26 protein-coding genes are annotated in these 25,876 nt (G+C 72.1%); 17 read left to right on the top strand and 9 right to left on the bottom strand.

The window, feature by feature from the left end; genetic code table 11:
• The 3 genes from ACFWBD_RS36760 to truA all read left to right on the top strand — a co-directional run.
• A partial coding sequence (locus ACFWBD_RS36760) for a DNA-directed RNA polymerase subunit alpha C-terminal domain-containing protein (RefSeq protein WP_385676948.1) occupies positions 1-518 on the top strand: 518 nt, incomplete at its 5' end.
• A gap of 217 nt (positions 519-735) precedes the next feature.
• Entirely contained in the window at positions 736-1,248 is a 513-nt protein-coding gene (gene rplQ / locus ACFWBD_RS36765; protein ID WP_385676951.1) for a 50S ribosomal protein L17, read from the top strand.
• 111 nt (positions 1,249-1,359) lie between these two features.
• Complete coding sequence (truA, locus tag ACFWBD_RS36770) at positions 1,360-2,217, top strand: tRNA pseudouridine(38-40) synthase TruA (RefSeq protein ID WP_385676954.1); 858 nt, start codon at positions 1,360-1,362, stop codon at positions 2,215-2,217.
• 28 nt (positions 2,218-2,245) lie between these two features.
• On the opposite strand, the gene ACFWBD_RS36775 is transcribed toward truA, so the two are convergent.
• Entirely contained in the window at positions 2,246-3,127 is an 882-nt protein-coding gene (locus ACFWBD_RS36775; RefSeq protein WP_385676957.1) for a hypothetical protein, read from the bottom strand.
• A 440-nt stretch (positions 3,128-3,567) separates the two neighbouring features.
• Here ACFWBD_RS36775 and rplM point away from each other — a divergent pair, with 440 nt between their 5' ends.
• The 3 genes from rplM to glmM all read left to right on the top strand — a co-directional run bounded on the left by rplM (position 3,568) and on the right by glmM (position 6,205).
• Positions 3,568-4,011 (top strand): 50S ribosomal protein L13, encoded by a 444-nt coding sequence (gene rplM / locus ACFWBD_RS36780; protein WP_358800794.1) that lies wholly within the window; start codon positions 3,568-3,570, stop codon positions 4,009-4,011.
• A 41-nt stretch (positions 4,012-4,052) separates the two neighbouring features.
• Positions 4,053-4,574 (top strand): 30S ribosomal protein S9, encoded by a 522-nt coding sequence (gene rpsI / locus ACFWBD_RS36785; protein ID WP_081553202.1) that lies wholly within the window; start codon positions 4,053-4,055, stop codon positions 4,572-4,574.
• Positions 4,575-4,846: 272 nt separating this feature from the next.
• On the top strand, positions 4,847-6,205 hold the full coding sequence (glmM, locus tag ACFWBD_RS36790; protein WP_385676961.1) for a phosphoglucosamine mutase: 1,359 nt from the start codon (positions 4,847-4,849) through the stop codon (positions 6,203-6,205).
• A 72-nt stretch (positions 6,206-6,277) separates the two neighbouring features.
• Here the strand turns inward: glmM and ACFWBD_RS36795 are convergent, their stop codons facing one another.
• Both ACFWBD_RS36795 and coaA read right to left on the bottom strand, forming a co-directional pair.
• Positions 6,278-7,216 (bottom strand): DUF389 domain-containing protein, encoded by a 939-nt coding sequence (locus ACFWBD_RS36795; RefSeq protein ID WP_385676964.1) that lies wholly within the window; start codon positions 7,214-7,216, stop codon positions 6,278-6,280.
• A 16-nt stretch (positions 7,217-7,232) separates the two neighbouring features.
• Complete coding sequence (gene coaA, locus ACFWBD_RS36800; protein WP_385676967.1) at positions 7,233-8,201, bottom strand: type I pantothenate kinase; 969 nt, start codon at positions 8,199-8,201, stop codon at positions 7,233-7,235.
• Between the two features lie 162 nt (positions 8,202-8,363).
• Here coaA and glmS point away from each other — a divergent pair, with 162 nt between their 5' ends.
• The gene (glmS, locus tag ACFWBD_RS36805; RefSeq protein ID WP_385676970.1) at positions 8,364-10,211 is read left to right on the top strand and encodes a glutamine--fructose-6-phosphate transaminase (isomerizing); all 1,848 of its coding nucleotides are present in this window, start codon (positions 8,364-8,366) and stop codon (positions 10,209-10,211) included.
• Between the two features lie 127 nt (positions 10,212-10,338).
• On the opposite strand, the gene ACFWBD_RS36810 is transcribed toward glmS, so the two are convergent.
• Both ACFWBD_RS36810 and ACFWBD_RS36815 read right to left on the bottom strand, forming a co-directional pair.
• Positions 10,339-12,099 carry a M16 family metallopeptidase gene (locus ACFWBD_RS36810; protein ID WP_385676973.1) on the bottom strand — a complete coding sequence of 587 codons (1,761 nt, stop codon included), beginning with the start codon at positions 12,097-12,099 and terminating at the stop codon, positions 10,339-10,341.
• Complete coding sequence (locus ACFWBD_RS36815) at positions 12,096-13,085, bottom strand: hypothetical protein (protein WP_385676975.1); 990 nt, start codon at positions 13,083-13,085, stop codon at positions 12,096-12,098. The genes ACFWBD_RS36810 and ACFWBD_RS36815 overlap by 4 nt, the downstream gene beginning before the upstream one ends.
• Before the next feature lie 185 nt (positions 13,086-13,270).
• Between ACFWBD_RS36815 and ACFWBD_RS36820 the strand changes: the two genes are divergently transcribed.
• From ACFWBD_RS36820 to tsaE, 6 genes are all read left to right on the top strand, one after another.
• The gene (locus tag ACFWBD_RS36820; RefSeq protein WP_385676978.1) at positions 13,271-13,642 is read left to right on the top strand and encodes a holo-ACP synthase; all 372 of its coding nucleotides are present in this window, start codon (positions 13,271-13,273) and stop codon (positions 13,640-13,642) included.
• A 141-nt stretch (positions 13,643-13,783) separates the two neighbouring features.
• Entirely contained in the window at positions 13,784-15,223 is a 1,440-nt protein-coding gene (locus ACFWBD_RS36825) for an NAD(P)H-hydrate dehydratase (RefSeq protein WP_385676981.1), read from the top strand.
• 207 nt (positions 15,224-15,430) lie between these two features.
• Positions 15,431-16,267: a L,D-transpeptidase family protein gene (locus ACFWBD_RS36830; protein WP_385676984.1), complete on the top strand. Its 837-nt coding sequence runs from the start codon at positions 15,431-15,433 to the stop codon at positions 16,265-16,267.
• A gap of 34 nt (positions 16,268-16,301) precedes the next feature.
• A complete protein-coding gene (gene alr / locus ACFWBD_RS36835) occupies positions 16,302-17,483 on the top strand; it encodes an alanine racemase (RefSeq protein ID WP_385676987.1) in 1,182 nt (393 codons plus the stop codon).
• A gap of 54 nt (positions 17,484-17,537) precedes the next feature.
• Positions 17,538-18,776: an alpha/beta fold hydrolase gene (locus ACFWBD_RS36840; protein ID WP_385676990.1), complete on the top strand. Its 1,239-nt coding sequence runs from the start codon at positions 17,538-17,540 to the stop codon at positions 18,774-18,776.
• A gap of 88 nt (positions 18,777-18,864) precedes the next feature.
• Positions 18,865-19,371: a tRNA (adenosine(37)-N6)-threonylcarbamoyltransferase complex ATPase subunit type 1 TsaE gene (gene tsaE / locus ACFWBD_RS36845; protein ID WP_385676993.1), complete on the top strand. Its 507-nt coding sequence runs from the start codon at positions 18,865-18,867 to the stop codon at positions 19,369-19,371.
• 71 nt (positions 19,372-19,442) lie between these two features.
• Here the strand turns inward: tsaE and ACFWBD_RS36850 are convergent, their stop codons facing one another.
• Both ACFWBD_RS36850 and ACFWBD_RS36855 read right to left on the bottom strand, forming a co-directional pair.
• A complete protein-coding gene (locus ACFWBD_RS36850) occupies positions 19,443-19,613 on the bottom strand; it encodes a hypothetical protein (RefSeq protein WP_385676996.1) in 171 nt (56 codons plus the stop codon).
• Between the two features lie 160 nt (positions 19,614-19,773).
• Positions 19,774-20,325 carry a hypothetical protein gene (locus ACFWBD_RS36855; RefSeq protein WP_385676999.1) on the bottom strand — a complete coding sequence of 184 codons (552 nt, stop codon included), beginning with the start codon at positions 20,323-20,325 and terminating at the stop codon, positions 19,774-19,776.
• A 111-nt stretch (positions 20,326-20,436) separates the two neighbouring features.
• Here ACFWBD_RS36855 and tsaB point away from each other — a divergent pair, with 111 nt between their 5' ends.
• Genes tsaB through ACFWBD_RS36875 form a run of 4 tightly spaced genes read left to right on the top strand, consistent with a single transcriptional unit; the run spans position 20,437 to position 22,988 of the window.
• Complete coding sequence (gene tsaB / locus ACFWBD_RS36860) at positions 20,437-21,090, top strand: tRNA (adenosine(37)-N6)-threonylcarbamoyltransferase complex dimerization subunit type 1 TsaB (RefSeq protein ID WP_385677002.1); 654 nt, start codon at positions 20,437-20,439, stop codon at positions 21,088-21,090.
• Between the two features lie 38 nt (positions 21,091-21,128).
• The gene (gene rimI / locus ACFWBD_RS36865; protein WP_385677043.1) at positions 21,129-21,635 is read left to right on the top strand and encodes a ribosomal protein S18-alanine N-acetyltransferase; all 507 of its coding nucleotides are present in this window, start codon (positions 21,129-21,131) and stop codon (positions 21,633-21,635) included.
• A complete protein-coding gene (gene tsaD / locus ACFWBD_RS36870) occupies positions 21,628-22,737 on the top strand; it encodes a tRNA (adenosine(37)-N6)-threonylcarbamoyltransferase complex transferase subunit TsaD (protein ID WP_385677005.1) in 1,110 nt (369 codons plus the stop codon). Before rimI ends, tsaD begins: the two co-directional genes overlap by 8 nt.
• Positions 22,734-22,988 carry a hypothetical protein gene (locus ACFWBD_RS36875; RefSeq protein ID WP_385677008.1) on the top strand — a complete coding sequence of 85 codons (255 nt, stop codon included), beginning with the start codon at positions 22,734-22,736 and terminating at the stop codon, positions 22,986-22,988. Before tsaD ends, ACFWBD_RS36875 begins: the two co-directional genes overlap by 4 nt.
• A gap of 24 nt (positions 22,989-23,012) precedes the next feature.
• Here ACFWBD_RS36875 and ACFWBD_RS36880 read toward each other — a convergent pair whose 3' ends face one another.
• Both ACFWBD_RS36880 and ACFWBD_RS36885 read right to left on the bottom strand, forming a co-directional pair.
• Positions 23,013-23,261: a hypothetical protein gene (locus ACFWBD_RS36880; RefSeq protein ID WP_385677011.1), complete on the bottom strand. Its 249-nt coding sequence runs from the start codon at positions 23,259-23,261 to the stop codon at positions 23,013-23,015.
• Positions 23,262-23,511: 250 nt separating this feature from the next.
• Positions 23,512-25,815: a glycoside hydrolase family 3 N-terminal domain-containing protein gene (locus tag ACFWBD_RS36885; RefSeq protein WP_385677014.1), complete on the bottom strand. Its 2,304-nt coding sequence runs from the start codon at positions 25,813-25,815 to the stop codon at positions 23,512-23,514.
• Between the last annotated feature and the right edge of the window lie 61 nt (positions 25,816-25,876).

Consider the following 25,876-nt stretch of genomic DNA (forward strand, 5'->3'; position numbering starts at 1 on the left):
CGCCGGTTCTGAAGGTCACGTACAAGGTCGAGGCCACGCGTGTCGAGCAGCGCACCGACTTCGACAAGCTGATCGTCGACGTCGAGACCAAGCAGTCGATGCGTCCCCGTGACGCCATGGCCTCCGCCGGTAAGACGCTGGTCGAGCTGTTCGGTCTCGCCCGCGAGCTGAACATCGACGCCGAGGGCATCGACATGGGCCCGTCCCCCACGGACGCCGCTCTCGCCGCTGATCTCGCCCTGCCGATCGAGGAGCTCGAGCTCACCGTTCGGTCGTACAACTGCCTCAAGCGCGAGGGCATCCACTCCGTGGGTGAGCTCGTGGCTCGTTCCGAGGCCGACCTGCTGGACATCCGTAACTTCGGTGCGAAGTCCATCGACGAGGTCAAGGCGAAGCTGGCCGGCATGGGCCTCGCGCTCAAGGACAGCCCGCCCGGATTCGACCCGACCGCCGCGGCCGACGCCTTTGGCGCCGACGACGACGCGGACGCCGGGTTCGTCGAGACCGAGCAGTACTAGTCGCTGCGCGAGCCGGCCGGATTTCGGCCGCGGGGCCGTCGTGGCCGGCCGCGCTCGCGCGACGGAGTCGCATATCGGCACCGCCCCGCGCCCCTTCGGGGGCGCGGATCCTCCAGGCGCTTTGAAAAAGGGGCCTGGATCTTCGACGGGCGTCCGCCCGCTCGGATACTGACCTCGGTACCTGATACGGCCGGGGCAGACACCTAGGAGAAACACCATGCCGAAGCCCACCAAGGGTGCCCGTCTGGGCGGCAGTGCCGCGCACGAGAAGCTGCTTCTCGCGAACCTCGCGAAGTCGCTGTTCGAGCACGGCCGCATCACCACCACCGAGGCGAAGGCGCGCAAGCTGCGTCCGTACGCCGAGCGTCTGGTCACCAAGGCGAAGAAGGGCGACCTTCACAACCGCCGTCAGGTGCTCCAGGTGATCACGGACAAGAGCATCGTGCACACGCTCTTCACCGAGATCGGCCCGCGCTACGAGAACCGCCCGGGTGGCTACACCCGCATCACCAAGATCGGTAACCGTCGTGGCGACAACGCGCCCATGGCTGTCATCGAGCTGGTCGAGGCGCTGACCGTGGCGCAGCAGGCCACTGGTGAGGCCGAGGCCGCCACCAAGCGTGCGGTCAAGGAAGACGGCCTCAAGAAGGACGAGGCCGTCGAGGACACCAAGCCCGCCGACGAGGCTCCGGCCGACGAGGCTTCGGCCGAGGAGTCCAAGGACGCCTGAGGCACCGCCTCGCAGTGGACGGGTCCGCCCTTCGGGGCGGGCCCGTTCCGCGTTTTCCCAGGTGTTCGCGGAGGCGTTCTCCGTAGGTCGCAGGCTTGAGAGGATCCAGGAGTGAGTGACGAAGTACAGCCCGGGTTCGTACGGGTGCGGATGGATCTCTCGTACGACGGGAGCGGGTTCTCCGGGTGGGCCAAGCAGGCCGGCGGGCGGCGGACCGTGCAGGGGGACATCGAGGACGCCCTGCGGACCGTGACCCGGTCGAGGGAGACCACGTACGAGCTGACCGTGGCCGGGCGGACGGACGCCGGTGTGCACGCGCGCGGGCAGGTGGCGCACGTCGATCTCCCGGAGGACCTCTGGGCCGAGCACCGGGAGAAGCTGCTCAAGCGGCTCGCCGGGCGGCTCGCCAAGGATGTGCGGATCTGGTCCCTCGTCGAGGCGCCCGCCGGGTTCAACGCGCGGTTCTCGGCGATCTGGCGGCGGTACGCGTACCGGGTCACGGACAGCCCGGGAGGCGTCGACCCCCTGCTGCGCAGCCACGTCCTCTGGCACGACTGGCCGCTCGACGTCGACGCCATGAACGAGGCCGCCCGGCGGCTGCTGGGCGAGCACGACTTCGCCGCCTACTGCAAGCGGCGGGAGGGGGCGACGACCATTCGTACGCTCCAGGAGCTGAGCCTGGTGCGCGGCGAGGACGGGGTCGTCACCGCGACCGTCCGGGCCGACGCCTTCTGCCACAACATGGTGCGTTCGCTGATCGGGGCGCTGCTGTTCGTGGGCGACGGGCACCGGGGGGCGGAGTGGCCCGGGAAGGTGCTGGCCGCGGGCGTACGGGACTCGGCCGTGCATGTCGTACGGCCGCACGGGCTGACGCTGGAGGAGGTCGGCTACCCGGCCGACGAGCTGCTCGCCGCACGCAACAAGGAGGCGCGCAACAGGCGGACGCTGCCCGGAGCCGGGTGCTGCTGACCTCCCGGCCCCGCGTCGGCGTCCGCGGTCAGTTCGCGGCCGCCGCCGCTGCCGACGCCTGGGCCTCGCCGCGCTGGCGGATCCGCTGGAAGGCGAACTCCGCGAGGTCGTCGCCCGCGGTGAAGATCGCCGTGTCCTTCGTGGTCACGTCCTTGCCGTCCGTGAAGCCGGTGATGGTGAAGTAGGCGTACCGGCCGTAGGAGTTGGTCGTGGAGCGGCAGACAGCGCCGTCGCAGAAGGCCTTGACGTCCCCGCCGGTGAGGGCCTTCACGATGCTCTTCTTGTCGGCCTGGCTCTTGACCTTGAGGGCCTGTGCCTCGGTGTCGAAGACCGCCACACCGACCGTGACCGCGATATTGCCCTTGGTGTAGGTGATGCGCATGAGGCGGGTGCAGTCGTTGGCGGTGAGCACCTGGGCCAGGGTGCCCTGGACCCCCGTGGTGCAGGTGGTGCTGTCGGCCTTGGGGCCCTTCTTGTACACGGCCGAGCCCATGGTCAGCTGCGTGCCGGGGAAGAGGAGGTCCGGCCCGTTGGGGGCGGTGTCCTTGGCCTTGCTGGCGACGAACTCCTTCGGGTTCAGCGGGGGCGGGGCGCTGGTCGGCGCGAAGGAGGGGGTGGTGGACGCGCTCGGCAGGCCGGCGCTCGCGGGCAGTGACGAGGTTGGCTTGTTCGCCTCGTCGCTGCCGTTCGCCGACACCACGGCCATGGCGACGGCGGTGCCGATGGCGAGCGTGGCGAGCGCGCCGCCGCCTATGAAGAGCAGCCGACGGCGTTTGTTGCGCGTCTCGGACGCCTCCGCCAGTGCGGCCCAGTCCGGGGTCGGGCCGTCATCGCCGCTGGTCCACGGCTGCTGGGAGTTCGGTTTCCACGGATCCCACTGGGACTGAGGTCCCCCCTGCCCATAGCTCATGGGCCGCATCTTAGACGGGGAGCGGGGGATGCTGTTCCGCCTCAACCGGCGCTGAAGTCCACGGTGTTCCCGGCGCGAGTGCGGGCAAAGGTGACATCTCCGGGTGGTTGGTGCGGCATATTCGCAGGCCGGCGCCTGTAGTGTGGCGCAGGCCACTCCGGGAGGGGGTTTCCGACGACGGCTTCCGGTCAGGCTGACATGCTCACGTGTGATCGGGTGACAGGCCCCGTTTTGACCCGGCACCCGAGACGCGGGTATCCTGCATCTTCGTTGTGTATTGGCTTGCTCTTCTCACGGGACGGGCCCTTACACCGGTCCACCGGGCCGATGACCAGCGACCAGCACGCGGTATGCGTCACCGCAGTGCGGTCTCGGCTGTCGTGATCGTCTTCGGTGACCTTGTCAGGACCAATTCACTGAAGAAGCGAAGGCTACGAACCGTGCGTACGTACAGCCCCAAGCCCGGCGATGTGACGCGCCAGTGGCACGTCATCGACGCTCAGGACATCGTCCTGGGCCGTCTCGCCACCACTGCCGCGTCCCTCCTCCGGGGCAAGCACAAGCCGATCTACGCGCCCCACGTCGACACCGGTGACTTCGTCATCATCATCAACGCCGACAAGGTGCACCTCTCCGGCAACAAGCGGACCCAGAAGATGGCGTACCGCCACTCCGGGTACCCGGGCGGTCTGCGCTCCGTGCGCTACGACGACCTCCTGGCGAACAACCCCGAGAAGGCCGTCGAGAAGGCCGTCAAGGGCATGCTCCCCAAGAACACGCTGGGCCGTCAGATGCTCTCGAAGCTGAAGGTCTACAGGGGTGACGTGCACCCGCACGCGGCTCAGCAGCCCGTGCCGTTCGAGATCACCCAGGTCGCGCAGTAATTCCGGCCACACCCCCTAGCTGAAAAGAACTGAGGAGAACCGTGGCCGAGACCACTGCCGAGCAGCCGCTCGAAGAGACCGAGCTCGTCGACATCGAGAGCTACACCACCGAGTCCGAGGTCCCCGTCGAGGGTGAGTACACCTCGGAGTCCCTCGCGTCCCGCTTCGGCGAGCCCCAGCCGGCCGCCGGCCTGGGCCGTCGTAAGAACGCCATCGCCCGCGTCCGGATCGTTCCGGGCACCGGCAAGTGGAAGATCAACGGTCGCACCCTCGAGGACTACTTCCCGAACAAGGTGCACCAGCAGGAAGTCAACGAGCCCTTCAAGGTGCTCGAGCTCGAAGGCCGCTACGACGTCATCGCCCGTATCTCGGGTGGCGGTGTCTCCGGTCAGGCCGGTGCGCTCCGTCTCGGTGTCGCCCGCGCGCTGAACGAGGCCGACGTCGACAACAACCGTGGCGCCCTCAAGAAGGCCGGCTTCCTCACGCGTGACGACCGCGCGGTCGAGCGCAAGAAGGCCGGTCTCAAGAAGGCCCGCAAGGCCCCGCAGTACAGCAAGCGCTAAGCTTCGCTGCCTGCTCGTACGTATTCCGGGTCGGGCCCGTGCGGTTCGCTCGTACGTACTCCGAACGCCCCGGCGGCACGCCACAGTGTCGCCGGGGCGTTCGTTTTCTCGCAGCCGTGGGCGTATAACGGCACAAGGTGCTCAAAGGCTTGTGTGATCGGATGTTCAGGGCATCCAATGCCTGGATGCGGAGCCGCCGTAGACCGACTGACCGGTCGATCGTCCGACGCACCCGCACGGCTTTTGAAACTGACGCTTCCTCAGGAGGACAAGTGGGACGACTCTTCGGCACGGACGGCGTGCGCGGTGTCGCCAACGCGGATCTGACGGCGGAGATGGCGCTCGGCCTGTCCGTCGCGGCGGCGCATGTGCTGGCCGAGGCGGGCACCTTCGAGGGTCACCGGCCGGTGGCAGTCGTCGGACGGGACCCGCGCGCGTCCGGGGAGTTTCTGGAGGCCGCCGTGGTGGCGGGTCTGGCGAGCGCCGGCGTGGACGTGCTGAAGGTCGGCGTGCTGCCGACGCCCGCTGTCGCCTATCTCACCGGTGTGCTGGGCGCCGACCTCGGCGTGATGCTCTCCGCCAGCCACAACGCGATGCCCGACAACGGCATCAAGTTCTTCGCCCGCGGTGGCCACAAGCTCGCCGACGAGCTCGAGGGCAGGATCGAGTCCGTCTTCGACGAGCACCGCACCGGCGCGCCCTGGAGCCGGCCGACCGGCAGCGGCGTCGGACGCGTGCGGTCGTACGGCGAAGGGTTCGACCGTTACGTAGCGCACCTCATCGCCGTGCTCCCCAACCGGCTGGACGGGCTGCGGATCGTTCTCGACGAGGCGCACGGTGCCGCCGCCTGGGTGTCACCGGAGGCGTTCACGCGGGCCGGCGCGGAGATCGTGACCATCGGGGCCGAGCCGGACGGGCTCAACATCAACGACGGGTGCGGGTCCACGCACCTGGAGAAGCTGAAGGCCGCGGTCATCGAGCACGGGGCCGACTTCGGCATCGCGCACGACGGGGACGCCGACCGGTGTCTGGCCGTGGACCACACGGGTGACGAGATCGACGGGGACCAGATCCTCGCCGTGCTCGCGCTGGCCATGCGGGAGCGGGGCGCGCTGCGGTCCGACACCGTTGTCGCGACCGTCATGTCCAACCTCGGCTTCAAGCTGGCCATGGAGCGGGAGGGCATCCAGCTCGTGCAGGCCGCCGTCGGCGACCGGTATGTGCTGGAGGAGATGAAGGAGCACGGGTACGCGCTCGGCGGCGAGCAGTCCGGGCACGTGATCATCCTCGACCACGCGACGACCGGTGACGGCACGCTGACGGGGCTGATGCTGGCGGCTCGCGTCGCCGAGAGCGGGCGTTCGCTGCGGGAGCTGGCCTCCGTGATGGAGCGGTTGCCGCAGGTGCTGATCAATGTGCCCGACGTCGACAGGTCGCGGGTCTCGGAGTCGGCCGAGCTGGCGACGGCCGTCGGGGAGGCGGAGCGCGAACTCGGGGCCACCGGACGGGTGTTGCTCCGGCCTTCCGGGACCGAGCCGCTCGTGCGCGTGATGGTCGAGGCCGCGGATATCGACCAGGCGCGCTCTGTCGCCGGGCGGCTGGCCGATGTGGTGAAGTCGGCCCTGGGTTAGGAGCCGGGTTCGGGGTGGGGGCTCTGCGGGTTGCGGGGGTTCGTTGTGCTTGTCGCGCAGTTCCCCGCGCCCCTAGGTGAGTTGCCTCGAACGGCGTTGTCTGGTCCAGAGGTATTTCTGGGCCAGCAGCGTCAGCGTGCCCGCCAGGATGATGCCGAGCAGGTTCAGCAGGAGTTGGGCTGTCGAGCCCCAGGTCTGTTCCATGTCGCCGTAGCTGAGGGCCACGGCGGCGTTGGCGGCTGCCGGGACCGTCGTGACCGAGATGGCCACGCCGACCAGGGCGCCGGACTTCGCCGAGGTCAGGGAGAGGGTGCCGGCGGCGCCCGCCAGGACGGCCACGATGAAGGAGAAGGCGTCGGGGGCGTAGACGAACCCGGTCTGGGGGCGGTCGGCCTCCAACTGCTCCTTGCTGAACAGGTCGATCGCGTCCATGAAGAGGCTGAAGCCCACCGTCGCCGTCATCGCCACCGCGAAGCCGACCAGCAGGGCGATCAGCGAGCGCAGGGCCAGTCGGGGAGCCCGCTGCACGATCGACGTGCAGATGCCGGCCAGGGGACCGAACTCCGGACCCACGGCCATCGCGCCCACGATCAGGACCGCGTTGTCGAGCACCACACCGCAGGCCGCGATCACCGTGGCGAGGGTGATGAACGCGAGGTAGGTGACGGAGAGCGTCGACTCCTCGTGGGTGGCGTCGGTGAGGTGCTCCCACAGGACCGCGTCGGCGCCCTCGCCCGGCGCCTCCGCCTCGGCCTTGTCGGCGCGCAGGGAGAGCGACAGGTCGATGTTCTCCACGGCGATCGAGCCGGTCTCGTCGAGGCCCAGCTCCTGTAGCCCGGTGAGGAGTTCGTCGCCCGCCTCGCGTGCCACGTCGCACATCACGACATCGCCGGCCGGGTTGCGGGCCGCCCCTGGCACCACCACGAGGTGGGTGGTGCCGACGGTGTTCTCGATCAGGGCGACCACGTCGTCGGTGCTGCCCGACGGGGTGATCAGACGCAGGTGCAGCATGCAGGCAGGGTAACCGTCAGAGTTTGCGCAGGCTCAGGCGCCGGACCTTGTGGTCCTGTCCCTTGCGGACCACCAGGGTGGCTCGGCCCCGGGTGGGCGCGATGTTCTCCACCAGATTGGGCTTGTTGATGGTGCGCCAGAGGGTGCGGGCGTAGTCGACGGCCTCCTCCTCGGAGACCTGGGTGTACTTCGTGAAGAACGAGTCCGGGTTCTGGAAGGCCGTCTGACGGAGCTTCCTGAACCGGTTGAGGTACCAGCGCTCGATGTCCTCGGCGCTCGCGTCGACGTACACGCTGAAGTCGAAGTAGTCGGCGAGGCCGACCCGGGTGCGGCCGTCCTTGCCGGGGAGGGCGGGCTGAAGGACGTTCAGGCCCTCGACGATGAGGATGTCGGGGCGTCGGACGGTGAGTTTGCGGTCCGGGACGATGTCGTAGATCAGGTGGGAGTAGACGGGCGCGGTGACCTCGCCCTTGCCCGCCTTGATGTCGGCCACGAAGCGGGTCAGCGCACGGCGGTCGTAGGACTCGGGGAAGCCCTTGCGGGACAGCAGGCCGCGGGCCTCCAGTTCCCTGGTGGGGAGCAGGAAGCCGTCCGTGGTGACCAGTTCCACGCGGGGGTGTTCCGGCCAGCGGGACAGAAGGGCCTGCAGCAGCCGGGCGACCGTCGACTTGCCGACCGCCACCGAGCCCGCGACGCCTATCACGAACGGGGTGCCGGACTGCGACCCCTGTTCGCCGAGAAAGGTGTTCAGGGCACCGCGCAGTCCGTCGGTGGCGCCCACGTAGAGGTTGAGGAGGCGGGACAGTGGCAGGTAGATGTCACGTACCTCGTCGAGGTCGATGACGTCACCGAGGCCGCGCAGCTTCTCGACCTCCTCGGCGGTCAGCGGCAGCGGAGTCTTCTCGCGCAGCGCGCTCCACTCGGAGCGGGTGAGGTCGACGTAGGGAGTCGCCTCCGGCCTGTGCCGGTGGGCGCTCCGGGGCATCGGGGAGACCGGAGAGATCACAGTCCATTGTTAACGGAGTTTGAACAGGATGGTGGGTGGGGTCCGTCACGCCCGGTCGAGGCCGCGTACACCCGTGGGAATTTCCGAAATCGGGCACGCGGAGGCTCTTTCCGGGCCTGGTTCGGTCGTAGGCTGCCGCGCATGTGCGGAATCGTGGGATACGTGGGGTCTCAGTCGGCGCTCGAGGTCGTCATGGCCGGGCTGAGGCGGCTGGAGTACCGGGGCTACGACTCGGCGGGGGTTGCCGTTCTGGCGGACGGAGGGCTCGCCGCCGCGAGAAAGGCGGGCAAGCTCGTCAATCTGGAGAAGGAGCTCGCGGCCCGGCCCCTGCCGACCGGGACGACGGGCGTCGGGCACACCCGGTGGGCCACGCACGGCGGGCCGACGGACGCCAACGCGCATCCGCATCTCGACAACGCCGGGCGGGTCGCCGTGGTCCACAACGGGATCATCGAGAACTTCGCCCTGCTGCGGGCCGAACTGGCCGAGCGGGGGCACGAGCTGCTCTCCGAGACCGACACCGAGGTCGTGGCCCATCTGCTCGCCGAGGAGTTCTCGGTGACGGCCGATCTCGCCGAGGCCATGCGGCTGGTGTGCCGGCGACTGGAAGGGGCGTTCACACTGGTCGCGGCGCATGCCGACGAGCCGGACGTGGTGGTCGGTGCGCGGCGGAACTCGCCGCTCGTGGTGGGCGTAGGGGAGGGCGAGGCCTTTCTCGCCTCGGACGTCGCCGCGTTCATCGCGCACACCCGGTCGGCGATCGAGCTGGGTCAGGACCAGGTCGTCGAGCTGCGGCGGGACGGTGTGACGGTGACCGGTTTCGACGGGCGACCGGCGGACGTCCGGTCGTACCACGTCGACTGGGACGTGTCGGCCGCGGAGAAGGGCGGCTACGACTACTTCATGCTCAAGGAGATCGCCGAGCAGCCCAAGGCCGTCGCCGACACCCTGCTCGGCCGTATCGACGCCTCCGGTGCGCTGACGCTCGACGAGGTGCGGATCCCGGCCTCCGAGCTGCGGGAGGTAGACAAGGTCGTCATCGTCGCGTGCGGTACGGCCTTCCACGCGGGCCTCATCGCCAAGTACGCCATCGAGCACTGGACGCGGATCCCGTGCGAGGTGGAGCTGGCCAGCGAGTTCCGCTACCGGGACCCGATTCTCGACTCGCGGTCACTGGTCATCGCCATCTCCCAGTCCGGGGAGACGATGGACACGCTCATGGCGCTGCGGCACGCGCGGGAGCAGGGGTCCAAGGTGCTGGCGATCTGCAACACCAACGGGTCGACGATCCCCCGGGAGTCGGACGCGGTGCTGTACACGCATGCCGGGCCGGAGGTGGCCGTCGCCTCGACCAAGGCGTTCCTGACCCAGTTGGTGGCCTGCTATCTCGTCGCGCTGTATCTCGGCCAGGTGCGCGGTACCAAGTGGGGCGACGAGATCCGGGCCGTCATCCGCGACCTCGCGCAGATCTCCGGTGCGGTGGAGCGGGTGCTGGCGACCATGGGGCCGGTGCGGGAGCTGGCGCGCTCCCTCGCCGACAAGGACACCGTGCTGTTCGTCGGGCGGCACGTCGGGTATCCCGTCGCGCTGGAGGGCGCGCTGAAGCTGAAGGAGCTCGCCTACATGCACGCGGAGGGGTTCGCCGCGGGGGAGCTGAAGCACGGGCCGATCGCGCTCATCGAGGAGGACCTGCCGGTCGTCGTGGTGGTGCCGTCGCCTCGGGGGCGGTCCGTCCTGCACGACAAGATCGTGTCCAACATCCAGGAGATCCGGGCCCGGGGGGCGCGGACGATCGTGATCGCCGAGGAGGGGGACGAGACGGTGGTGCCGTACGCCGACCATCTCGTGCGGATCCCGGTCACGCCGGTGCTGCTGTCGCCGTTGGTCGCCACGGTGCCGCTGCAGGTGTTCGCGTGCGAGTTGGCCACCGCTCGCGGCAACGAGGTCGACCAGCCGCGGAACCTGGCGAAGTCGGTGACGGTGGAGTGAGCGGTGGGGTGAGCGGGGACGCCGCCTGAGGGGGGTGGGGTTCTGTGCGCGGGCGGGTGCGGGTGCGTTGGGGCTGGTCGCGCGGTTCCCCGGTCGCCCCTGGGGGGTGCCCCCCAGGGGCGACCGGTCAGCTCCGCCTCCGCTGCCTTCTCGCCGCGTAGACCTTCCAGGTGGCGAAGACGAGGGGGAGTTCCAGGATCCAGACGCCGACGACCGCGTCCCACTCCGGGGCGGTGGCCGAGGCCTCGTCGGCGGTGATGACCGCGCACAGCAGGCCCCACGCCGCCGCGAGCAGGCCGACGAGCCAGAGCGCGGTGGTCCAGCCCCAGGTGGAGCGGCCGTTGCCGGAGGACCGCGCGCCGGAGGTCCGCTTGCGCGGCTGCGGGATGTGGTCGGGCTCGCGGGCCGGCATCCGCACCACTGCCTGTGCGGGCACGGCCGCGTCCAGCGCGGCTGTGCGTTCCGGCGTCACCCCTCGGAACAGGGTGGGCTCCACGGTGACCGAGAAGCCGTCGTGTCCTGTCAGGGTGCGGGCGCCGTCGGGGCGGGTGGTCATCGCCGCGCAGGCGTCGTAGCGGACGGTGACCGGGCCCCTCGGGGTCAGCAGGCTCACGCCCTCGGCGCCGATGACCAGGGTGACCTCGTCGTCCTCCAGGGACTGGTGCCGGGTGCCGGTCACCGCGGCCTGCGAGTGCTGCGGGGCGAGGGTGAGGCCCGCCCATTCGACTCCCCGGCCGGGTACCTGGAGGAGCGCGTTGTCCCATGTCTCCCGGGCGACCTCGCGCAGGTCGTCCGTCGTCACCGCGTTCAGCTCGGCCCGGTGCTGCTCGGGGGTGAGGATCCGGTGCCCGAGCAGCAGGCTCAGCGCGTACGAGGGGAGCGCGGCCGCCGCGAGGTCGGGAGTGTCGTACATCTTGAGGAGCTTGGTGCGGACGGAGTCCAGTTCGGACTGTTCGATGCGGCCCGCGCGCAGCCGGGCGAGGGTGTCGACGAAGCCGCCGACGACCGCGTCCTGCTTCTGCGGGAGGGAGTCCGCGTGGGCGGTGAGGGTGGCGAAGTCGGCGTCGCGCTGGGCGTAGTCGGCCTCCGCGGAGTAGGAGTAGCCGCCCTCCTGGCGCAGGTCCCGGAAGAGGGCCCGGCCGAGGACGTCCGCGAACACACTGGCCGCGGTGGAGCGGCGGAGCACCGAGGTGAGGACGACATGGCCGTCGTCGCCGCTGATGAACGCGGGGGTGGTGGGCAGTGCGCTGGTCGCGGCCGGAGCGGGGAAGCGGGAGCCCTGGGGGAGAGTGAGGTCCAGGCCGTCGGGGACCTGGTCGCTGGTGATCCAGAGCACCGCGTTGTCCCTGGTGAAACGGGTCTCGGCCCAGTGGCGCACCTGGTCGGGGGTCAGGCTCCAGGTGCCGAGCTCGTTGTAGCTGGACAGGCCGTAGCCCTGGGCGCCGTACCGCCACAGCGGCATCTGGTGCTGGGGGCCGCCGCCGCGGCCGGCCGCCTCCGTGCGCAGGATCTCCTTCTCGGTCTCCAGCCGATCCATCGGCAGGTCCCGCAGCCCCGCGCACACGCTGTTGAGGTACTCGACGACCTCCTCCTCGCTGCCGGTGACGTGGAAGAGGGTGTACGCGTTCGCCGTCGCGCCGTTGTAGTGCAGATCGGACAGGCCGAGGCGGTGCAGGGCGAGGTGTTCGACGAGGTGGGTCAGGCCGGCGGTGGCCAGGGTCTCGTCGGCGCGGCCCACCCGGAAGAACAGACCGGCGGTGATCTCGTTGCCGGAGGCGGGGGCGTAGAGGGTGGGGATGTGCTGCGTGGTGGTGTGCGAGACGAGGCCGGCGAGCGCGGCCAGGTCGGCGCGGTCGTCGTGGTCGTGCTTGTGCAGGTCGGTGGTCATCGGTGGCCGCCTCCTCGGGATTCCAGCGCCGCCTTGCGGGACTTGAGGAACGCGGACTTCTTGTCGGGTATGTAGTGCCACGGGGACTCGGACGCGCGGTCGCCGAGGAAGGCGAAGTGCGGCGCCGCGTACTCCCAGTGGTTGCCGAGCGAGAAGGCGAACGCGAACGCGTTGTGTGCGCCGATCGAGTTCCAGTCGGGCCGGTGGGCCGGGTGCAGCACGGACACCTGGGCGGCGTTGCGCAGGTCGTCGCGGACCGGCAGGCCCCGCATGTAGGCCGCGTCCTCGCCCCCGGACAGGTCCAGCCAGCGCTCGATGTGGGCGAGGGCGACCAGGGCCCCGGAGTGGGAGCCGTCGGGGGCCGCGGTCGCGCATTCGCGGGCGAAGCCGTGCGCCGCCTCCCAGGAGCCGCTCCACTTCGGACACAGCTGCTGGAGCAGCTGGACCTGCGCCCGGTAGTGGTGCGGATGGTGGGCGGAGAGACGGTCGTAGCGGCGGCGTGCCTCGGCCTGCCCCAGCTGGAGACCGCGCGCGGTCATCAGCCGGGCGGTCCAGGCGGGCGCGTACGAGGGGTGCTCGGCGCAGATCTCGATCAGCATCCGCTCGGCCCTGCGCAGCCAGTCGTGGAACTGGGAGAACTGGTCCCGCGAGACGTGCTGGGCGCGGGCGCCGCTGCGGATGTCCCAGCCGATGTAGACGTACCGCTCGGCGAGCAGCGTGCGGGGCAGCGGGTCGCGGGGCGATTCGGCCGCCGCCCGCTCCAGGAAGTTCTCGACGCCGGGGAGGTCGGCGAGGAGGCCGGCGGCGGAGGCCAGTTCGTCGACCGAGTCGAGGCCCGCGAAGAAGTCCCGGACGGCCGGCCAGTGCCCGGCCTGCGCGGCGGTGCGCAGTGGGATCAGCTCGGGTGTGTTGTCGTACGGATCGAAGGTCGGTCCCCAAGCGCTGGTGGGTCCGCCGCCGGGCATGCCGTTGGTGGTGCTGGTCATTCCTCCGCCCCCTGGCGTAGCTGTCCGCGGCGCGCGGGCTGGCCCCCCAGGGCGCGCGGCGGGTTCTTCACCGATGTGACCGGATGTCGTCCGATGTGATGCGGCGTCATCCGGTGTGATCCGGCTTGATCAAGTCGCCGCAGGCTAGCAGCAGGTGGTGACAGTCCGGCCGTAGGGTGCTCGGCATGAGCATCATCGGGGTCGGTATCGACGTGGCCGAGATCGAGCGATTCGCGGCGTCGCTGGAACGGACGCCCGGGCTGGCCCAGCGGCTGTTCCTGGAGAGCGAACTGCTGCTGCCGAGCGGGGAGCGCCGGGGTACTGCCTCGCTGGCGGCGCGGTTCGCCGCGAAGGAGGCTCTGGCCAAGGCGCTGGGGGCGCCGGCCGGGCTGCTGTGGACGGACGCGGAGGTCTACGTCGAGGAGAGCGGGCGGCCTCGGCTGCGGGTGCGGGGGAGCGTCGCCGCGCGGGCGGCCGAACTGGGCGTCCGGAGCTGGCATCTGTCGTTGAGTCACGACGCGGGGGTCGCCTCGGCGGTGGTGGTGGCCGAGGGGTGAGCCGCTGGGCGGGCCGCTGGGCGGGCTTCAGGGCGGCCGCGGGGCGGGCCGCGGGATGAGCCGCGGGGCGGGCTGCAGGGCGGGCCGCGGGGTGAGTCGACGGAGTGCGGTGACGGGGGGCTTCGGGGGAGACTCGACCGTATGCGTACTGCCTACCGCGTAGAGACCGTCCGTGGCGCCGAGCGGGCGCTGATGGCCCGGGTTCCGGAAGGGGCCCTCATGCAGCGGGCCGCCGCCGGGCTCGCCGCCGCCTGCGCCGACCTGCTGGGGCGGGTGTACGGACGGCGGGTCGTGCTGCTGGTCGGCAGCGGCGACAACGGGGGTGACGCCCTGTACGCCGGCGCCCGGCTCGCCCGGCGCGGGGCGGGGGTGACCGCGGTGCTGCTGGCACCCGGACGGACCCATGCCGGAGGGCTCGCGGCCCTGCGGCGGGCGGGCGGTCGCGCGATCGCGCCGGCCGGCGCCGAGGACGTCGTCCGGCGGGCCGACCTCGTGCTCGACGGCATCGTCGGGATCGGCGGGAAGGGCGGGCTGCGGCCGGACGCGGCCGCGCTGGCCGCGCTCGTCGCCGAGGCCCGGGCCGCCGTCGTCGCCGTCGATCTGCCCAGCGGTGTCGACGCCGACACCGGTGAGGTGCACGGGAGCGCGATCCGCGCCGACCTCACCGTCACCTTCGGTACGCACAAGCCGGGGCTGCTCGTCGATCCGGCGCGGGAGTACGCCGGGTCGGTGCGGCTCGTCGACATCGGGCTCGCGGGCGAGCTGCCCGCCGAGCCCGAACTGGCGGCCCTCCAGCACGCGGACGTGGCCGCCCTGCTCCCGCTGCCGGGCGGAGAGAGCGACAAGTACCGGCGGGGTGTCGTCGGGATCGCCGCCGGGTCCGCCCGGTATCCGGGGGCCGCCGTGCTGGCCGTCGCGGGGGCGCTGCGGGGCGGGGCGGGGGCCGTGCGGTACGTGGGGCCGGCCGGGGACGCGGTCGTCGCGCGGTTCCCCGAGACGCTCGTGTCCGACCAGGGGCCCCGGCAGGCCGGGCGGGTGCAGGCGTGGGTCGTCGGGCCGGGCGCCGGCGATGACGCGCAGACGGTGGCCGAGGTGCTCGCCGCCGAGGTGCCGGTGCTGATCGACGCCGACGGGCTGCGGCTCGCCGACGCCGACGCGGTGCGGGGGCGGACCGCGCCGACGCTGATGACACCGCACGCGGGGGAGGCGGCCGCGCTGTTGGGGGTGGCGCGGGAGGAGGTGGAGGGGGCTCGGCTGCGTTCCGCGCGGGAGCTGGCGGCTCGCTACCGGGCGACCGTGCTGCTGAAGGGGTCGACGACGCTGGTCGCGGACGCGGGCGGTGCGGGGGTGGTGCGGGTGAACGCGACGGGGACGGCGTGGCTCGCCACGGCCGGGAGCGGGGACGTGCTGTCCGGGCTTGCGGGGTCGTTGCTGGCGGCGGGGCTGAGCGCGTTGGACGCGGGGAGCGTGGGGGCTTATCTGCATGGGCTGGCGGGGCGGTTCGCCGCGGACGGGGCGCCGGTGGGGGCGCATGAGGTGGCCGCGGCGGTCGCGGGGGCCTGGCGCGATGTGCGGCGGTAGGGGGCCGGTCCTTCTCGCCCCCGCCGCCCCTTCCCGTTCCCCTTCCCGTTCCCGGACCTGGATGCTGTGCCCCAGACCCCCCATTTCGGCCCTGAAGGGGCCTCGTCCTCAAATGCCGGACGGGCTGGAACGACCCGCCTCTGCTGAAAGGGTGAACGTGCCGCGCGGCACCCCTGGGTGCCGGAGATGGCGCGCTTGTCTGATCGGATGTTCAGCACACGAACCGTGGCTCTGCTGCTCGCCGCCGTCGCCCTGCTTCCCCTGGGGACGCCCGCGCGCGCCGCTCCTCCGCCGGCTCCGGCGCCGCCGTCCTGGGAGATCGACACGCCCGACCAGGTGCTCGCGCCGCGGGTGTACACGCCCACCGCCGCCGAGGACGCCGTCGAGCCGCGGGACGCGGTGGAGGGGACGTACGCGCTCGTCGAGTACGTGCCGTTCGACGAGGTGGCGACCCGGGTGGCCTGCAGCAAGCGGGCCGGGCCGTACCAGCGGGCGGTCGAGCGGTGGCTGAAGCTGCCCGCGGACGGGAAGCAGTCCACCGCCGACTGCAAGGCGATCCGGGCGTTCCAGCGGCAGCAGAGGATCGAACCCGCGATCGGGTACGCCGGGCCCGTCACCTGGGCGCGGATGCAGCTGGTCGCCGCGACGAAGAATCCCAACGCGCAGAAGAAGTGCCCGGTGCGGACCCACCGGGTCGCCTGCGTCGATCTCGACCGGCAGCTGACCTGGGTGCAGAAGGGGACGAAGGTCGTCTTCGGGCCCGTGTCGATGCGCAGCGGACGCGTCGTACACCCGACCCGCAAGGGGTGGCACACCATCTACTGGCGGCACAAGAACCACGTCTCCACGCTCTACAACGCCCCCATGCCCTATGCGCAGTTCTTCGACGGCGGCCAGGCCTTCCACGCCGTCTACGGCAACATCCACACCACCATCGGCTCCATGGGCTGCGTCAATCTCACGGTCGGTGACGCGCGCCGGCTGTGGGGTGTGCTGAAGAAGGGCGACCGGGTCTACGTGTGGGGGCACCGGCCCGGTACCTAAGGGGCGGTCCAAGCGCTCTGAGACACTGGGCGCGATGAGTGAGACTGCCAAGCCGCCCGCCACCCCGTCGCGCGCCCGTGCCGAGATCGATCTGGCCGCGCTGCGGGCCAACGTGCGTACGCTGCGCGCCAAGGCGCCGGGCGCGGAGTTCATGGCCGTGGTGAAGGCCGACGGATACGGGCACGGGGCCGCGCCCTGCGCCCGCGCCGCGGTCGCGGCCGGCGCCGGCTGGGTGGGCACCGCCACGCCCGAGGAGGCGCTGGCGCTGCGCGCGGACGGCGGGCTGCCCGCGGACGTCAGGATCATGTGCTGGCTGTGGACGCCGGGCGGGCCCTGGCGGGAGGCGGTCGAGGCCGGCATCGACGTGTCGGTGAGCGGACTGTGGGCCCTGCGGGAGGTCGTCGAGGGGGCGCGGGCCGCCGGGCGGGCCGCCCGCGTGCAGCTCAAGGCCGACACCGGGCTCGGGCGCAACGGCTGCCAGCCCGCCGACTGGCCCGAGCTGGTGGGCGAGGCGCTGCGGGCCGAGGGCGAGGGGCTGCTCCGGATCACCGGGCTGTGGTCGCACTTCGCCTGCGCCGACGAGCCCGGACATCCCTCCGTCGCGCCCCAGCTCGAACGCTTCCACGAGATGGTGGCGTACGCCGAACGCCAGGGCGTGCGGCCCGAGGTGCGGCACATCGCCAACTCCCCGGCCACGCTCACGCTCCCGGAGACCCACTTCGACCTCGTCCGCCCGGGCATCGCGATGTACGGCCTCTCGCCCAGCCCCGAGCTGGGCTCCGCCGCCGACTTCGGGCTGCGCCCGGTGATGACCCTCGCGGCCTCGCTGGCCTTGGTGAAGCACGTCCCGGGCGGCCACGGCGTGAGCTACGGCCACCACTACGTCACCCCGGGCGAGACCACCCTGGGGCTGATCCCCCTCGGCTATGCGGACGGCGTGCCCCGGCATGCCTCCGGAAGCGGACCGGTGCTGGTCGCCGGCAAGTGGCGGACGGCCGCCGGACGCATCGCCATGGACCAGTTCGTCGTGGATCTCGGCGGTGACGAGCCCGGCCCCGGCGCGGAGGCGGTCCTCTTCGGACCCGGCGACCGCGGTGAGCCCACGGCACAGGACTGGGCCCAGGCGGCCGGGACCATCGGATACGAGATCGTCACGCGCATCGGATCGCGCGTTCCTCGCGTCTATGTCAATGAGCCCGTTCAGGTGAATGAGTAACCGGACGGGTACCCCGCAGTCGGACCACGGGCATCGGCCACAGAGGAGCGGTACGTGAGTGAGAGCAGCGCGGAGGCGGTGGCGGGCGCCGCCTCGGCGGTCGTCGCCGCCTCCGCCACGGGGGCGGCCGGGGGGTGGCGCCGGGCGACCGGCGTCGCCGGCGCCGCGATAGGCGTGATCGCCGCGGGCGCCGCGGCCGGTGTCGCCCTGGAGCGGATGACCGTCGGGCGCGGCATGCGGGCGAAGGCCCGGCTCGCCCTCGACTCGACGGGGCCGTACGGCGGGCTGCGCGGCAGCCCCGGCAAGGCGTACGCCGACGACGGCACCGAGCTGTACTACGAGGTCGACGACGTCGAGCCGCAGGGCGGACCGGCGAACCGGCGGCGCAGGCTCTTCGGGCGCAAGGCCCCGCTCCCCGTCACCGTGGTCTTCAGCCACGGCTACTGCCTCAACCAGGACTCCTGGCACTTCCAGCGGGCCGCCCTGCGCGGTGTCGTGCGGACCGTGCACTGGGACCAGCGCAGTCACGGCCGGTCCGCGCGCGGCAACGCCCAGATACGGGACGGCGAGCCGGTCACCATCGACCAGCTGGGGCGCGACCTGAGGACCGTCGTCGACGCGGCCGTGCCGGAGGGGCCGATCGTGCTCGTCGGACACTCCATGGGCGGGATGACGGTGATGGCCCTGGCCGCGCTGTACCCCGAGCTGATCCGCGAGCGGGTCGTCGCCACCGCCTTCGTCGGTACGTCGTCGGGGCGGCTCGGCGAGGTCAACTTCGGGCTGCCGGTCGCGGGCGTGAACGCGGTGCGGCGGGTGCTGCCGGGGGTGCTGAAGGCGCTGGGGCAGCAGGCGGCCCTGGTGGAGAAGGGGCGGCGGGCCACCGCCGATCTCTTCGCGGGGATCATCAAGCGGTACTCGTTCGCGTCGCGGGACGTGGATCCGGCGGTGGCGCGGTTCGCCGAGCGGATGATCGAGGGCACGCCGATCGACGTGGTCGCCGAGTTCTATCCGGCGTTCACGGATCACGACAAGACCGAGGCGCTGGCCTGTTTCACCGACATGCCGGTGCTGGTGCTCGCCGGGATCGGGGACCTGGTCACGCCGAGCGAGCACAGCGAGGCGATCGCCGACGCCTTGCCGGGCGCGGAACTGGTCCTGGTACCGGACGCCGGGCACCTCGTCATGCTGGAGCACCCGGAAGTGGTCACCGACCGCCTCGCTGATCTGCTCGCCCGCACGGGGGCGATACCCAACCCGGCTACCGTGAACGGCTGTGACTCCGCCTCCTCCTGACGGAGGTGGCTTCCGGCCTTCGGCTGCGGTCCAGCCCGAACCGACCCCTTGCGGGGTGTGATCAGTGTACTACTGCGAGTGAGTGATGATGGAAGAGAACGCAGCACCGGCTCGGTCTGTTCAGCTGCGCGTCAACTCCCCCGAGCAGATGGGTGAGCTGGGCCGACGTCTCGCCGGGCTGTTGCGCGCGGGCGATCTCGTGATGCTCAGCGGGGAACTCGGCGCGGGCAAGACGACGCTCACCCGCGGGCTCGGTGCGGGGCTCGGGGTCAGGGGCGCCGTCACCTCCCCGACGTTCGTGATCGCCCGCGTGCACCCCTCCCTCGGGGACGGTCCGCCGCTCGTCCATGTCGACGCGTACCGCCTGGGCGGCGGGCTCGACGAGATGGAGGACCTCGACCTCGACGTGTCGCTGCCCGCGTCGGTGGTCGTCGTGGAGTGGGGCGAGGGCAAGGTCGAGGGGCTGACGGACGACCGGCTGCAGGTCCTCATCCACCGGGCCGTCGGCGACACCACGGACGAGGTGCGGCACGTGACGGTGACGGGTCTCGGCGAGCGCTGGGCCCCGGCGGACCTCGGCGTGCTGTCGGCCTGACCGGCGTGCGGTCGGCCGGACGGGTCCGCGGTCGGCAGGACGGTCTGCGCGGCCGGTCGGCGGCGGGGCCCTCAGGCCGCCTCGGGACGCCTCACCGGCTGCTCCGCGAGTGCCGGGTCGGGCAGCCGCGGAGGTGTCGAGACGGCCTCCGCCGCCGCGCACGAGGCCAGCAGGTCACGCATGGACACACCGGCGAGCGTGAACGGCCGCGACGGCCGGCCCTTGGGTTCGGTGACCGACATGGACGCCTCCTGAGGTTCGGGGGCGGGCGTGGTTAGGTAGACCTAACTACGAAGTTGATACCATGTGACCACGCACAAGACACCGGACGCAACATTTTGCCGACGTCTCGTCGGAACGTTCACGAGTTACTCAGGCGTAGCGCCAAGGGCCGAACCGCGCCTACGGGATCACGACGACGCCCTGCCCGATCGTCGCGAAGTCCCACATCGCGTCGCCGTCCGCGACGGTCTGCCTGATGCCGCCCGACTTCACCGTCGGATCGGGCTCGGGCAGCGAGCCGTCCAGTGCCGCGCTGAAGCCGATCGTCACGTCGCGCACGGTGGCGAAGCGCACGACGTGCTCGACGGGGGTGCCGTCGGTGCCGGTGACGGCGCCCGCGCGGGAGGTGACGGCGTAGTTGCCCGGGGGTGGGTCCACGCTGCCGGGCGCGACCTCGAACGTGCGCTCGACCTCGCCGTCCGGCCCGACCAGCCACACCCGGTCGTCGTCCAGCGAGTACACGACCCGCGTGCCGATGCCGGAGTCGGCCGGCAGCGCGGCGGGGTGGTCCTTGTCGCGGGGCGCGTTCGCCGCCTTCGCGGGGGCGCCGCCGCGCTGCGGCCGGGCGGGATCGGCGGGCGCGCTCGCCGACGCCTGAAAGGTGAGGAACGCGACCGTCGCCAGGGCCGCCGAGGTGAGCCAGGCCACGAAAGTCGAGCTGTTGCTTGGCATCGGCGATCACCCAGTCTGTCCCGTACGTCACGTTTCGCGGTGACGTTAGCAGTCCTCACAGCTCCGACCGGCGCGGCCATGTGCGGGGCACGGGAGCCGTAGGCTGTTTGCGTGCTCTTGCTCGCTCTGGATACCGCCACCCCCGCCGTCACCGTCGCGCTGCACGACGGCACGGACGTCATCGCCTCCTCGAGTCAGGTGGACGCGCGCCGGCACGGCGAGCTGCTGCTGCCGGCCGTCGACCGGCTGCTCGCCGGGGCCGGGCGCAGTCTCGACGCCGTCACCGGGATCGTCGTCGGCATCGGCCCCGGCCCCTACACGGGGCTGAGAGTCGGCCTGATGACCGCCGACACCTTCGGGCTCGCGCTCGGCGTCCCGGTACACGGTCTGTGCACGCTCGACGGCCTCGCCTACGCGTCCGACCTCGAAGGCCCCTTCGTCGTGGCGACCGACGCCCGCCGCAAGGAGGTCTACTGGGCGCGTTACGCCGGCTCCCGGACCCGGGTCACGGACCCCGCGGTGGACCGGCCCGCCGACATCGCCGACGAGGTGGCCGGACTGCCGTCCGTCGGCGCGGGCGCGCTGCTGTACCCGGACACCTTCCCGGACGCGCACGAGCCCGAGCACGTCTCCGCCGCCGCCCTCGCCTCGCTCGCCGCCGAGCGGCTCGCCCGGGGTGAGGAGCTGCCGGCCCCGCGCCCGCTGTATCTGCGCCGGCCGGATGCCCAGGTGCCGAAGAACTACAAGGTGGTCACCCCCAAGTGACAGCCGCCAACCCGACCGGCCGGCCCGTGCTGCGGGAGATGCGCTGGTGGGACATCGAATCCGTGCTGGAGCTGGAGAAGGTCCTCTTCCCCGAGGACGCCTGGTCGCGGGGCATGTTCTGGTCCGACCTGGCCCATGCCCGCGGCCCCGAGGCGACCCGGCGCTATCTCGTCGCGGTCGACACCACGGCCGACGGTGAGCGGATCGTCGGGTACGCGGGCCTCGCCGCGGCCGGCGACCTCGCCGACGTCCAGACCATCGCCGTCGCCCGCGGCCACTGGGGCACCGGTCTCGGCGGCCGCCTGCTGACGGAGCTGCTGCGTGCGGCGACCGCCTTCGAGTGCGCCGAGGTCATGCTGGAGTGCCGGATCGACAACGTGCGCGCCCAGAAGCTCTACGAACGCTTCGGCTTCGAGGCCATCGGCTTCCGGCGCGGCTACTACCAGCCGGGGAACGTGGACGCCCTGGTGATGCGGCTGACCGATCCATCGACATCCGTACCGACCCCGGTACAAGGGACACAGGAAACCGAGAACAATGGCTGACGAACCCCTGGTTCTGGGGATCGAGACCTCCTGCGACGAGACCGGCGTCGGCGTCGTGCGCGGCACGACCCTGCTGGCGGACGCGATCGCCTCCAGCGTCGACGAGCACGCCCGTTTCGGCGGGGTCGTGCCGGAGGTGGCGTCCCGGGCCCACCTGGAGGCGATGGTCCCGACCATCGAGCGGGCGCTCAAGGAAGCGGGGGTGAGCGCGAAGGACCTCGACGGCATCGCGGTCACGGCCGGTCCCGGTCTCGCCGGTGCCCTGCTGGTCGGCGTGTCGGCGGCGAAGGCGTACGCCTACGCCCTCGGCAAGCCCCTCTACGGCGTGAACCACCTCGCCTCCCACATCTGTGTGGACCAGCTGGAGCACGGCGCGCTGCCCGAGCCGACGATGGCGCTGCTGGTGTCCGGCGGCCACTCCTCGCTGCTGCTGTCCACCGACATCACCTCCGACGTCCGTCCGCTGGGTGCGACCATCGACGACGCGGCGGGCGAGGCCTTCGACAAGATCGCCCGGGTGCTGAACCTGGGCTTCCCGGGCGGCCCGGTCATCGACCGCTACGCGCGCGAGGGCGACCCGTCGGCCATCGCGTTCCCGCGCGGCCTCACCGGTCCGCGCGACGCGGCGTACGACTTCTCCTTCTCGGGGCTGAAGACCTCGGTCGCCCGCTGGATCGAGGCGAAGCGGGCGGCGGGCGAGGAGGTCCCGGTCCGTGACGTGGCGGCCTCCTTCCAGGAGGCGGTCGTGGACGTCCTGACCCGCAAGGCCGTACGGGCGTGCCGGGACGAGGGCGTCGACCATCTGATGATCGGCGGCGGCGTGGCCGCGAACACCCGGCTGCGGGCCCTGGCCCAGGAGCGCTGTGAGGCGGCCGGCATCCGGCTGCGCGTCCCGCGCCCCAAGCTGTGCACGGACAACGGCGCGATGGTGGCGGCCCTGGGCGCGGAGATGGTGGCCCGCGGCCGTGCCGCGTCCGACTGGGACCTGTCGGCGGACTCCTCGCTGCCGGTGACCGACCCGCATGTGCCGGGCCGTCCGCACGAGCAGGCCCACGATCACGACCACGTCCATGAGGTCGGCAAGGGCAACCTCTACTCATGACGGTCGCGTTGATGTGGGAGGCCCGGGCGGTCACCGGGCGGGGCGAGGAACTGCTGGCCTGGGCGCGGGCGCAGGAGCTCGCGGACCGGCCCGTGCGCCGGGAGATTTTCCGCGCCCCGCAGGACCGGGTGCTCGTCATCACCTGGTGGGACGCCGACTACGACGCCGTCCTCCCCGAACTTCCCGATCCCGACGGGGCGTTGGTGAGCCGGGCCGTGCACCGGTGGCGGTTCGAGCCGGTCGCGGGGTAGCGGACCCGGGCCGGCCGCCGGGCCCTACGGCTGCGGCGCCGACAGTGCCCACGCCGACGTCGCCGGTGTTCCCGCGCACAGGGCGACGGTGACCGCCTGGACCGGGCTTCCGCAGGTCAGGAGGAAACTCGCGACGACACCGAGGGCGGTGCTCGACGCGGCCGTCACCGCGCCTCGCCGCCATGGACGGGCGGGGCGTACGACGGTGTCGTCGGGGAGGACGAACGCGTCCCGCAGATCCGCGCGGACGGCCTCCTGGTCGTCGAAGAACACGCTCGGCGGACGGCGGACGGCGGACGGCGGACGGCGGACGGCGGTCGCGCGGCCGTCCGAGCGGGACCGGGCGGGGTCCCGTCGGGGAGGGCGACCACCGTCGGGCGGCCGGGCGGGCCGTGGACGGTCACCGGGGCCCCGTCGGACACGCCGTAAGGGGCCGGTTGCCACATGACCCGCTGCCAGTGGATGGTGTCCTCGGGGGACTTCACCGCGTTCGTGTCACAGACGGACACCGCCCGAGGACACGTCAATTTGGCAGGACGTCCGCCTCGCACCGCAGCCGCCGCTCCGCCCCCACCTCGCGCACCGGCCCGCCGAGCCGTACCCGGGCCACCTCCCGCACCTGCCCGCTGGACGTTCCCAACCGCAGCTCCAGATCCCCGGGTTCGACCACCCGGCGCCCCGCGCGGTCGGTGAACGCCGACAGGTCGGCGTGGAAGCGGAAGGTCACCCGTGCCGACCCGCTCGCGGCGAGCTCCAGCCGCTGATAGCCGATCAGCCGTACGTCGGGACGCGTCACGCTCGCCACCGGGTCGTGCAGATACAGCTGCACGACCTCCGTGCCCGCCCGCCCACCGGTGTTGCGGACCGTGACGGACAGGTCGTACGAGCCGTCCGTGCCGATCTCCGCGTCGGGGCCCGAGAAGTCCTCCCACGCGAACTCCGTGTACGAGCGCCCGTGTCCGAACGGGTACAGCGGGGTCGGGTCCAGGTTGCTGACCTCGCCCGCCAGGCCCAGTGGCGGCTGGAGGTAGGTCCAGGGCTGGCCGCCCGGCACGCGCGGCACGCTCACGGGGAGGCGGCCCGAGGGGTTCACCCGGCCCGACAGCACGCCCGCCACTGCCGGACCGCCCTCCTCGCCCGGGAAGAACGCCTGGACGACCGCCCCCAGCCGTCCGTGCCAGCGGCCGAGCGCGTACGGACGGCCGGTGAGCAGGACGAGGACGACCGGGACCCCGGTCGCGACCAGCGCGTCCAGCAGTTCGCCCTGGACGCCGGGCAGGCTCAGGTCGGCCACGTCGCAGCCCTCGCCCGAGGTGCCCCGGCCGAACAGGCCCGCCCGGTCGCCCAGGACGGCCACGCAGACGTCCGCCTCCGCGGCGCGGGCGATGGCCTCGGTGAAGCCGGACGGGTCGGGGTCCGAGACGCCGCAGCCTTCCGTGAACGTGACCTTCGCGTCCGGGAGTTCGGTCCGCAGGGACTCCAGCAGGGTGGGGATCTCGATGCCCAGGTCCACCTCGGGGTGGTGGGTGAGGACGTGGGAGGGGAAGGAGTAGCAGCCGAGCATCGCCAGCGCGTCGGCCGCCCGCGGGCCCACCACGGCGACCCGGGTGCCGGGGGCGAGGGGGAGCAGGCCGTCGGGGTTGTCCAGCAGGACCACCGACTCCTCCGCCAGCCGGCGGGCCAGGGCGCGGTTCGCCGCCGGGTCGAGGTCGACCGACTCGGGGCTCGGCGGCTGCCAGTCCTCGTCCAGCAGGCCCAGTTCGCACTTCTGGAGCAGGACGCGGTGAGCGGCCCGGTCGACCAGTTCCTCGGGGAGCTCGCCGGCGCGCACGGCCGTGACCAGTGCCTCGCCGTAGTACTTCACGGTGGGCAGTTCGACATCGATGCCGGCCGCCAGGGCGAGGTGGGCCGCCTCCGCTGGGGTGCCGGCGACCCGGTGCAGGGTCTGGAGGAAGCCGATGCCGAAGTAGTCGGCGACGACCGTGCCGGTGAAGCCCCACTCCTCCCTCAGGAGGCGGGTCAGCAGCTCGGGGTCGGCGGAGGCCGGGACGCCGTCGCGTTCCGTGTAGGCCGCCATGACCGAGCGGGCGCCGCCCTCGCGCAGTGCCATCTCGAAGGGGGGCAGGGTCACATCGGCGAACTCCCGGGTGCCGGCCCGCACCGGGGCGAGGTTGCGGGCGCCCGCCGAGGAGGCGTACCCGGCGAAGTGCTTGAGAGTGGCGACGATCCCGGCGGACTCGAGCCCGCGGACGTAGGCCGTGCCGACCGTGCCGACCAGGTAGGGGTCCTCGCCGATGGTCTCCTCGACCCGTCCCCAGCGCGGGTCGCGGACGACGTCGAGGACGGGGGCCAGGCCCTGGTGGACGCCGACCGCGCGCAGGTCGCGGCCGATCGCCCGGCCCATCTCCTCCACCAGCGGCGGGTCGAAGGCGGCGCCCCAGGCCAGCGGGACCGGGTAGGCGGTGGCCCGCCAGGCGGTGAAGCCGGCCAGGCACTCCTCGTGGGCGACCGCCGGGATGCCGAACCGGCCGGCCGCGGCGATCCGCCGCTGGGCGAGGGCCAGGGCGCGGGCGCCGAGCGCGGGGTCCACGGGCGCGGTGCCGAAGGACCGGGTCAGCTGGCCGAGCCCCCGGGTGATCAGCTCGTTCCAGTCGTGGTCGGCGGTCATGTCGTGCTGGTGCGGGGCGACTCCGTCGCCGTCCGTCGCGGCGCCGACCCAGACGCCGTACAACTGGGCGGTCTTCTCCTCCAGGGTCATCCGGCAGAGGAGGTCGTCGACACGGGCGGCGGCGGGCAGGGCGGGGTCACGCCAGGGGGCGGTGGTCATGAAACTCCTGTCAGAGGTCGGTGAGCCACCAGGTGGACGGTCGGTGCGGACAACGAGTCGT

It is taken from the genome of Streptomyces sp. NPDC060002, from assembly GCF_042737245.1.
Lineage (GTDB): Bacteria > Actinomycetota > Actinomycetes > Streptomycetales > Streptomycetaceae > Streptomyces.

Excerpts from the sequence above, each read along its gene's own strand:
- rplQ (WP_385676951.1), top strand. The coding sequence starts at position 736 with ATGCCGAAGCCCACCAAGGGTGCCCGTCTGGGCGGCAGTGCCGCGCAC.
- ACFWBD_RS36775 (WP_385676957.1), bottom strand. The coding sequence starts at position 3,127 with ATGAGCTATGGGCAGGGGGGACCTCAGTCCCAGTGGGATCCGTGGAAA.
- ACFWBD_RS36795 (WP_385676964.1), bottom strand. The coding sequence starts at position 7,216 with ATGCTGCACCTGCGTCTGATCACCCCGTCGGGCAGCACCGACGACGTG.
- coaA (WP_385676967.1), bottom strand. The coding sequence starts at position 8,201 with ATGCCCCGGAGCGCCCACCGGCACAGGCCGGAGGCGACTCCCTACGTC.
- glmS (WP_385676970.1), top strand. The coding sequence starts at position 8,364 with ATGTGCGGAATCGTGGGATACGTGGGGTCTCAGTCGGCGCTCGAGGTC.
- ACFWBD_RS36810 (WP_385676973.1), bottom strand. The coding sequence starts at position 12,099 with ATGACCACCGACCTGCACAAGCACGACCACGACGACCGCGCCGACCTG.
- ACFWBD_RS36815 (WP_385676975.1), bottom strand. The coding sequence starts at position 13,085 with ATGACCAGCACCACCAACGGCATGCCCGGCGGCGGACCCACCAGCGCT.
- ACFWBD_RS36820 (WP_385676978.1), top strand. The coding sequence starts at position 13,271 with ATGAGCATCATCGGGGTCGGTATCGACGTGGCCGAGATCGAGCGATTC.
- ACFWBD_RS36825 (WP_385676981.1), top strand. The coding sequence starts at position 13,784 with ATGCGTACTGCCTACCGCGTAGAGACCGTCCGTGGCGCCGAGCGGGCG.
- ACFWBD_RS36830 (WP_385676984.1), top strand. The coding sequence starts at position 15,431 with ATGTTCAGCACACGAACCGTGGCTCTGCTGCTCGCCGCCGTCGCCCTG.
- alr (WP_385676987.1), top strand. The coding sequence starts at position 16,302 with ATGAGTGAGACTGCCAAGCCGCCCGCCACCCCGTCGCGCGCCCGTGCC.
- tsaE (WP_385676993.1), top strand. The coding sequence starts at position 18,865 with ATGGAAGAGAACGCAGCACCGGCTCGGTCTGTTCAGCTGCGCGTCAAC.
- ACFWBD_RS36850 (WP_385676996.1), bottom strand. The coding sequence starts at position 19,613 with ATGTCGGTCACCGAACCCAAGGGCCGGCCGTCGCGGCCGTTCACGCTC.
- ACFWBD_RS36855 (WP_385676999.1), bottom strand. The coding sequence starts at position 20,325 with ATGCCAAGCAACAGCTCGACTTTCGTGGCCTGGCTCACCTCGGCGGCC.
- rimI (WP_385677043.1), top strand. The coding sequence starts at position 21,129 with ATGCGCTGGTGGGACATCGAATCCGTGCTGGAGCTGGAGAAGGTCCTC.
- tsaD (WP_385677005.1), top strand. The coding sequence starts at position 21,628 with ATGGCTGACGAACCCCTGGTTCTGGGGATCGAGACCTCCTGCGACGAG.
- ACFWBD_RS36875 (WP_385677008.1), top strand. The coding sequence starts at position 22,734 with ATGACGGTCGCGTTGATGTGGGAGGCCCGGGCGGTCACCGGGCGGGGC.
- ACFWBD_RS36885 (WP_385677014.1), bottom strand. The coding sequence starts at position 25,815 with ATGACCACCGCCCCCTGGCGTGACCCCGCCCTGCCCGCCGCCGCCCGT.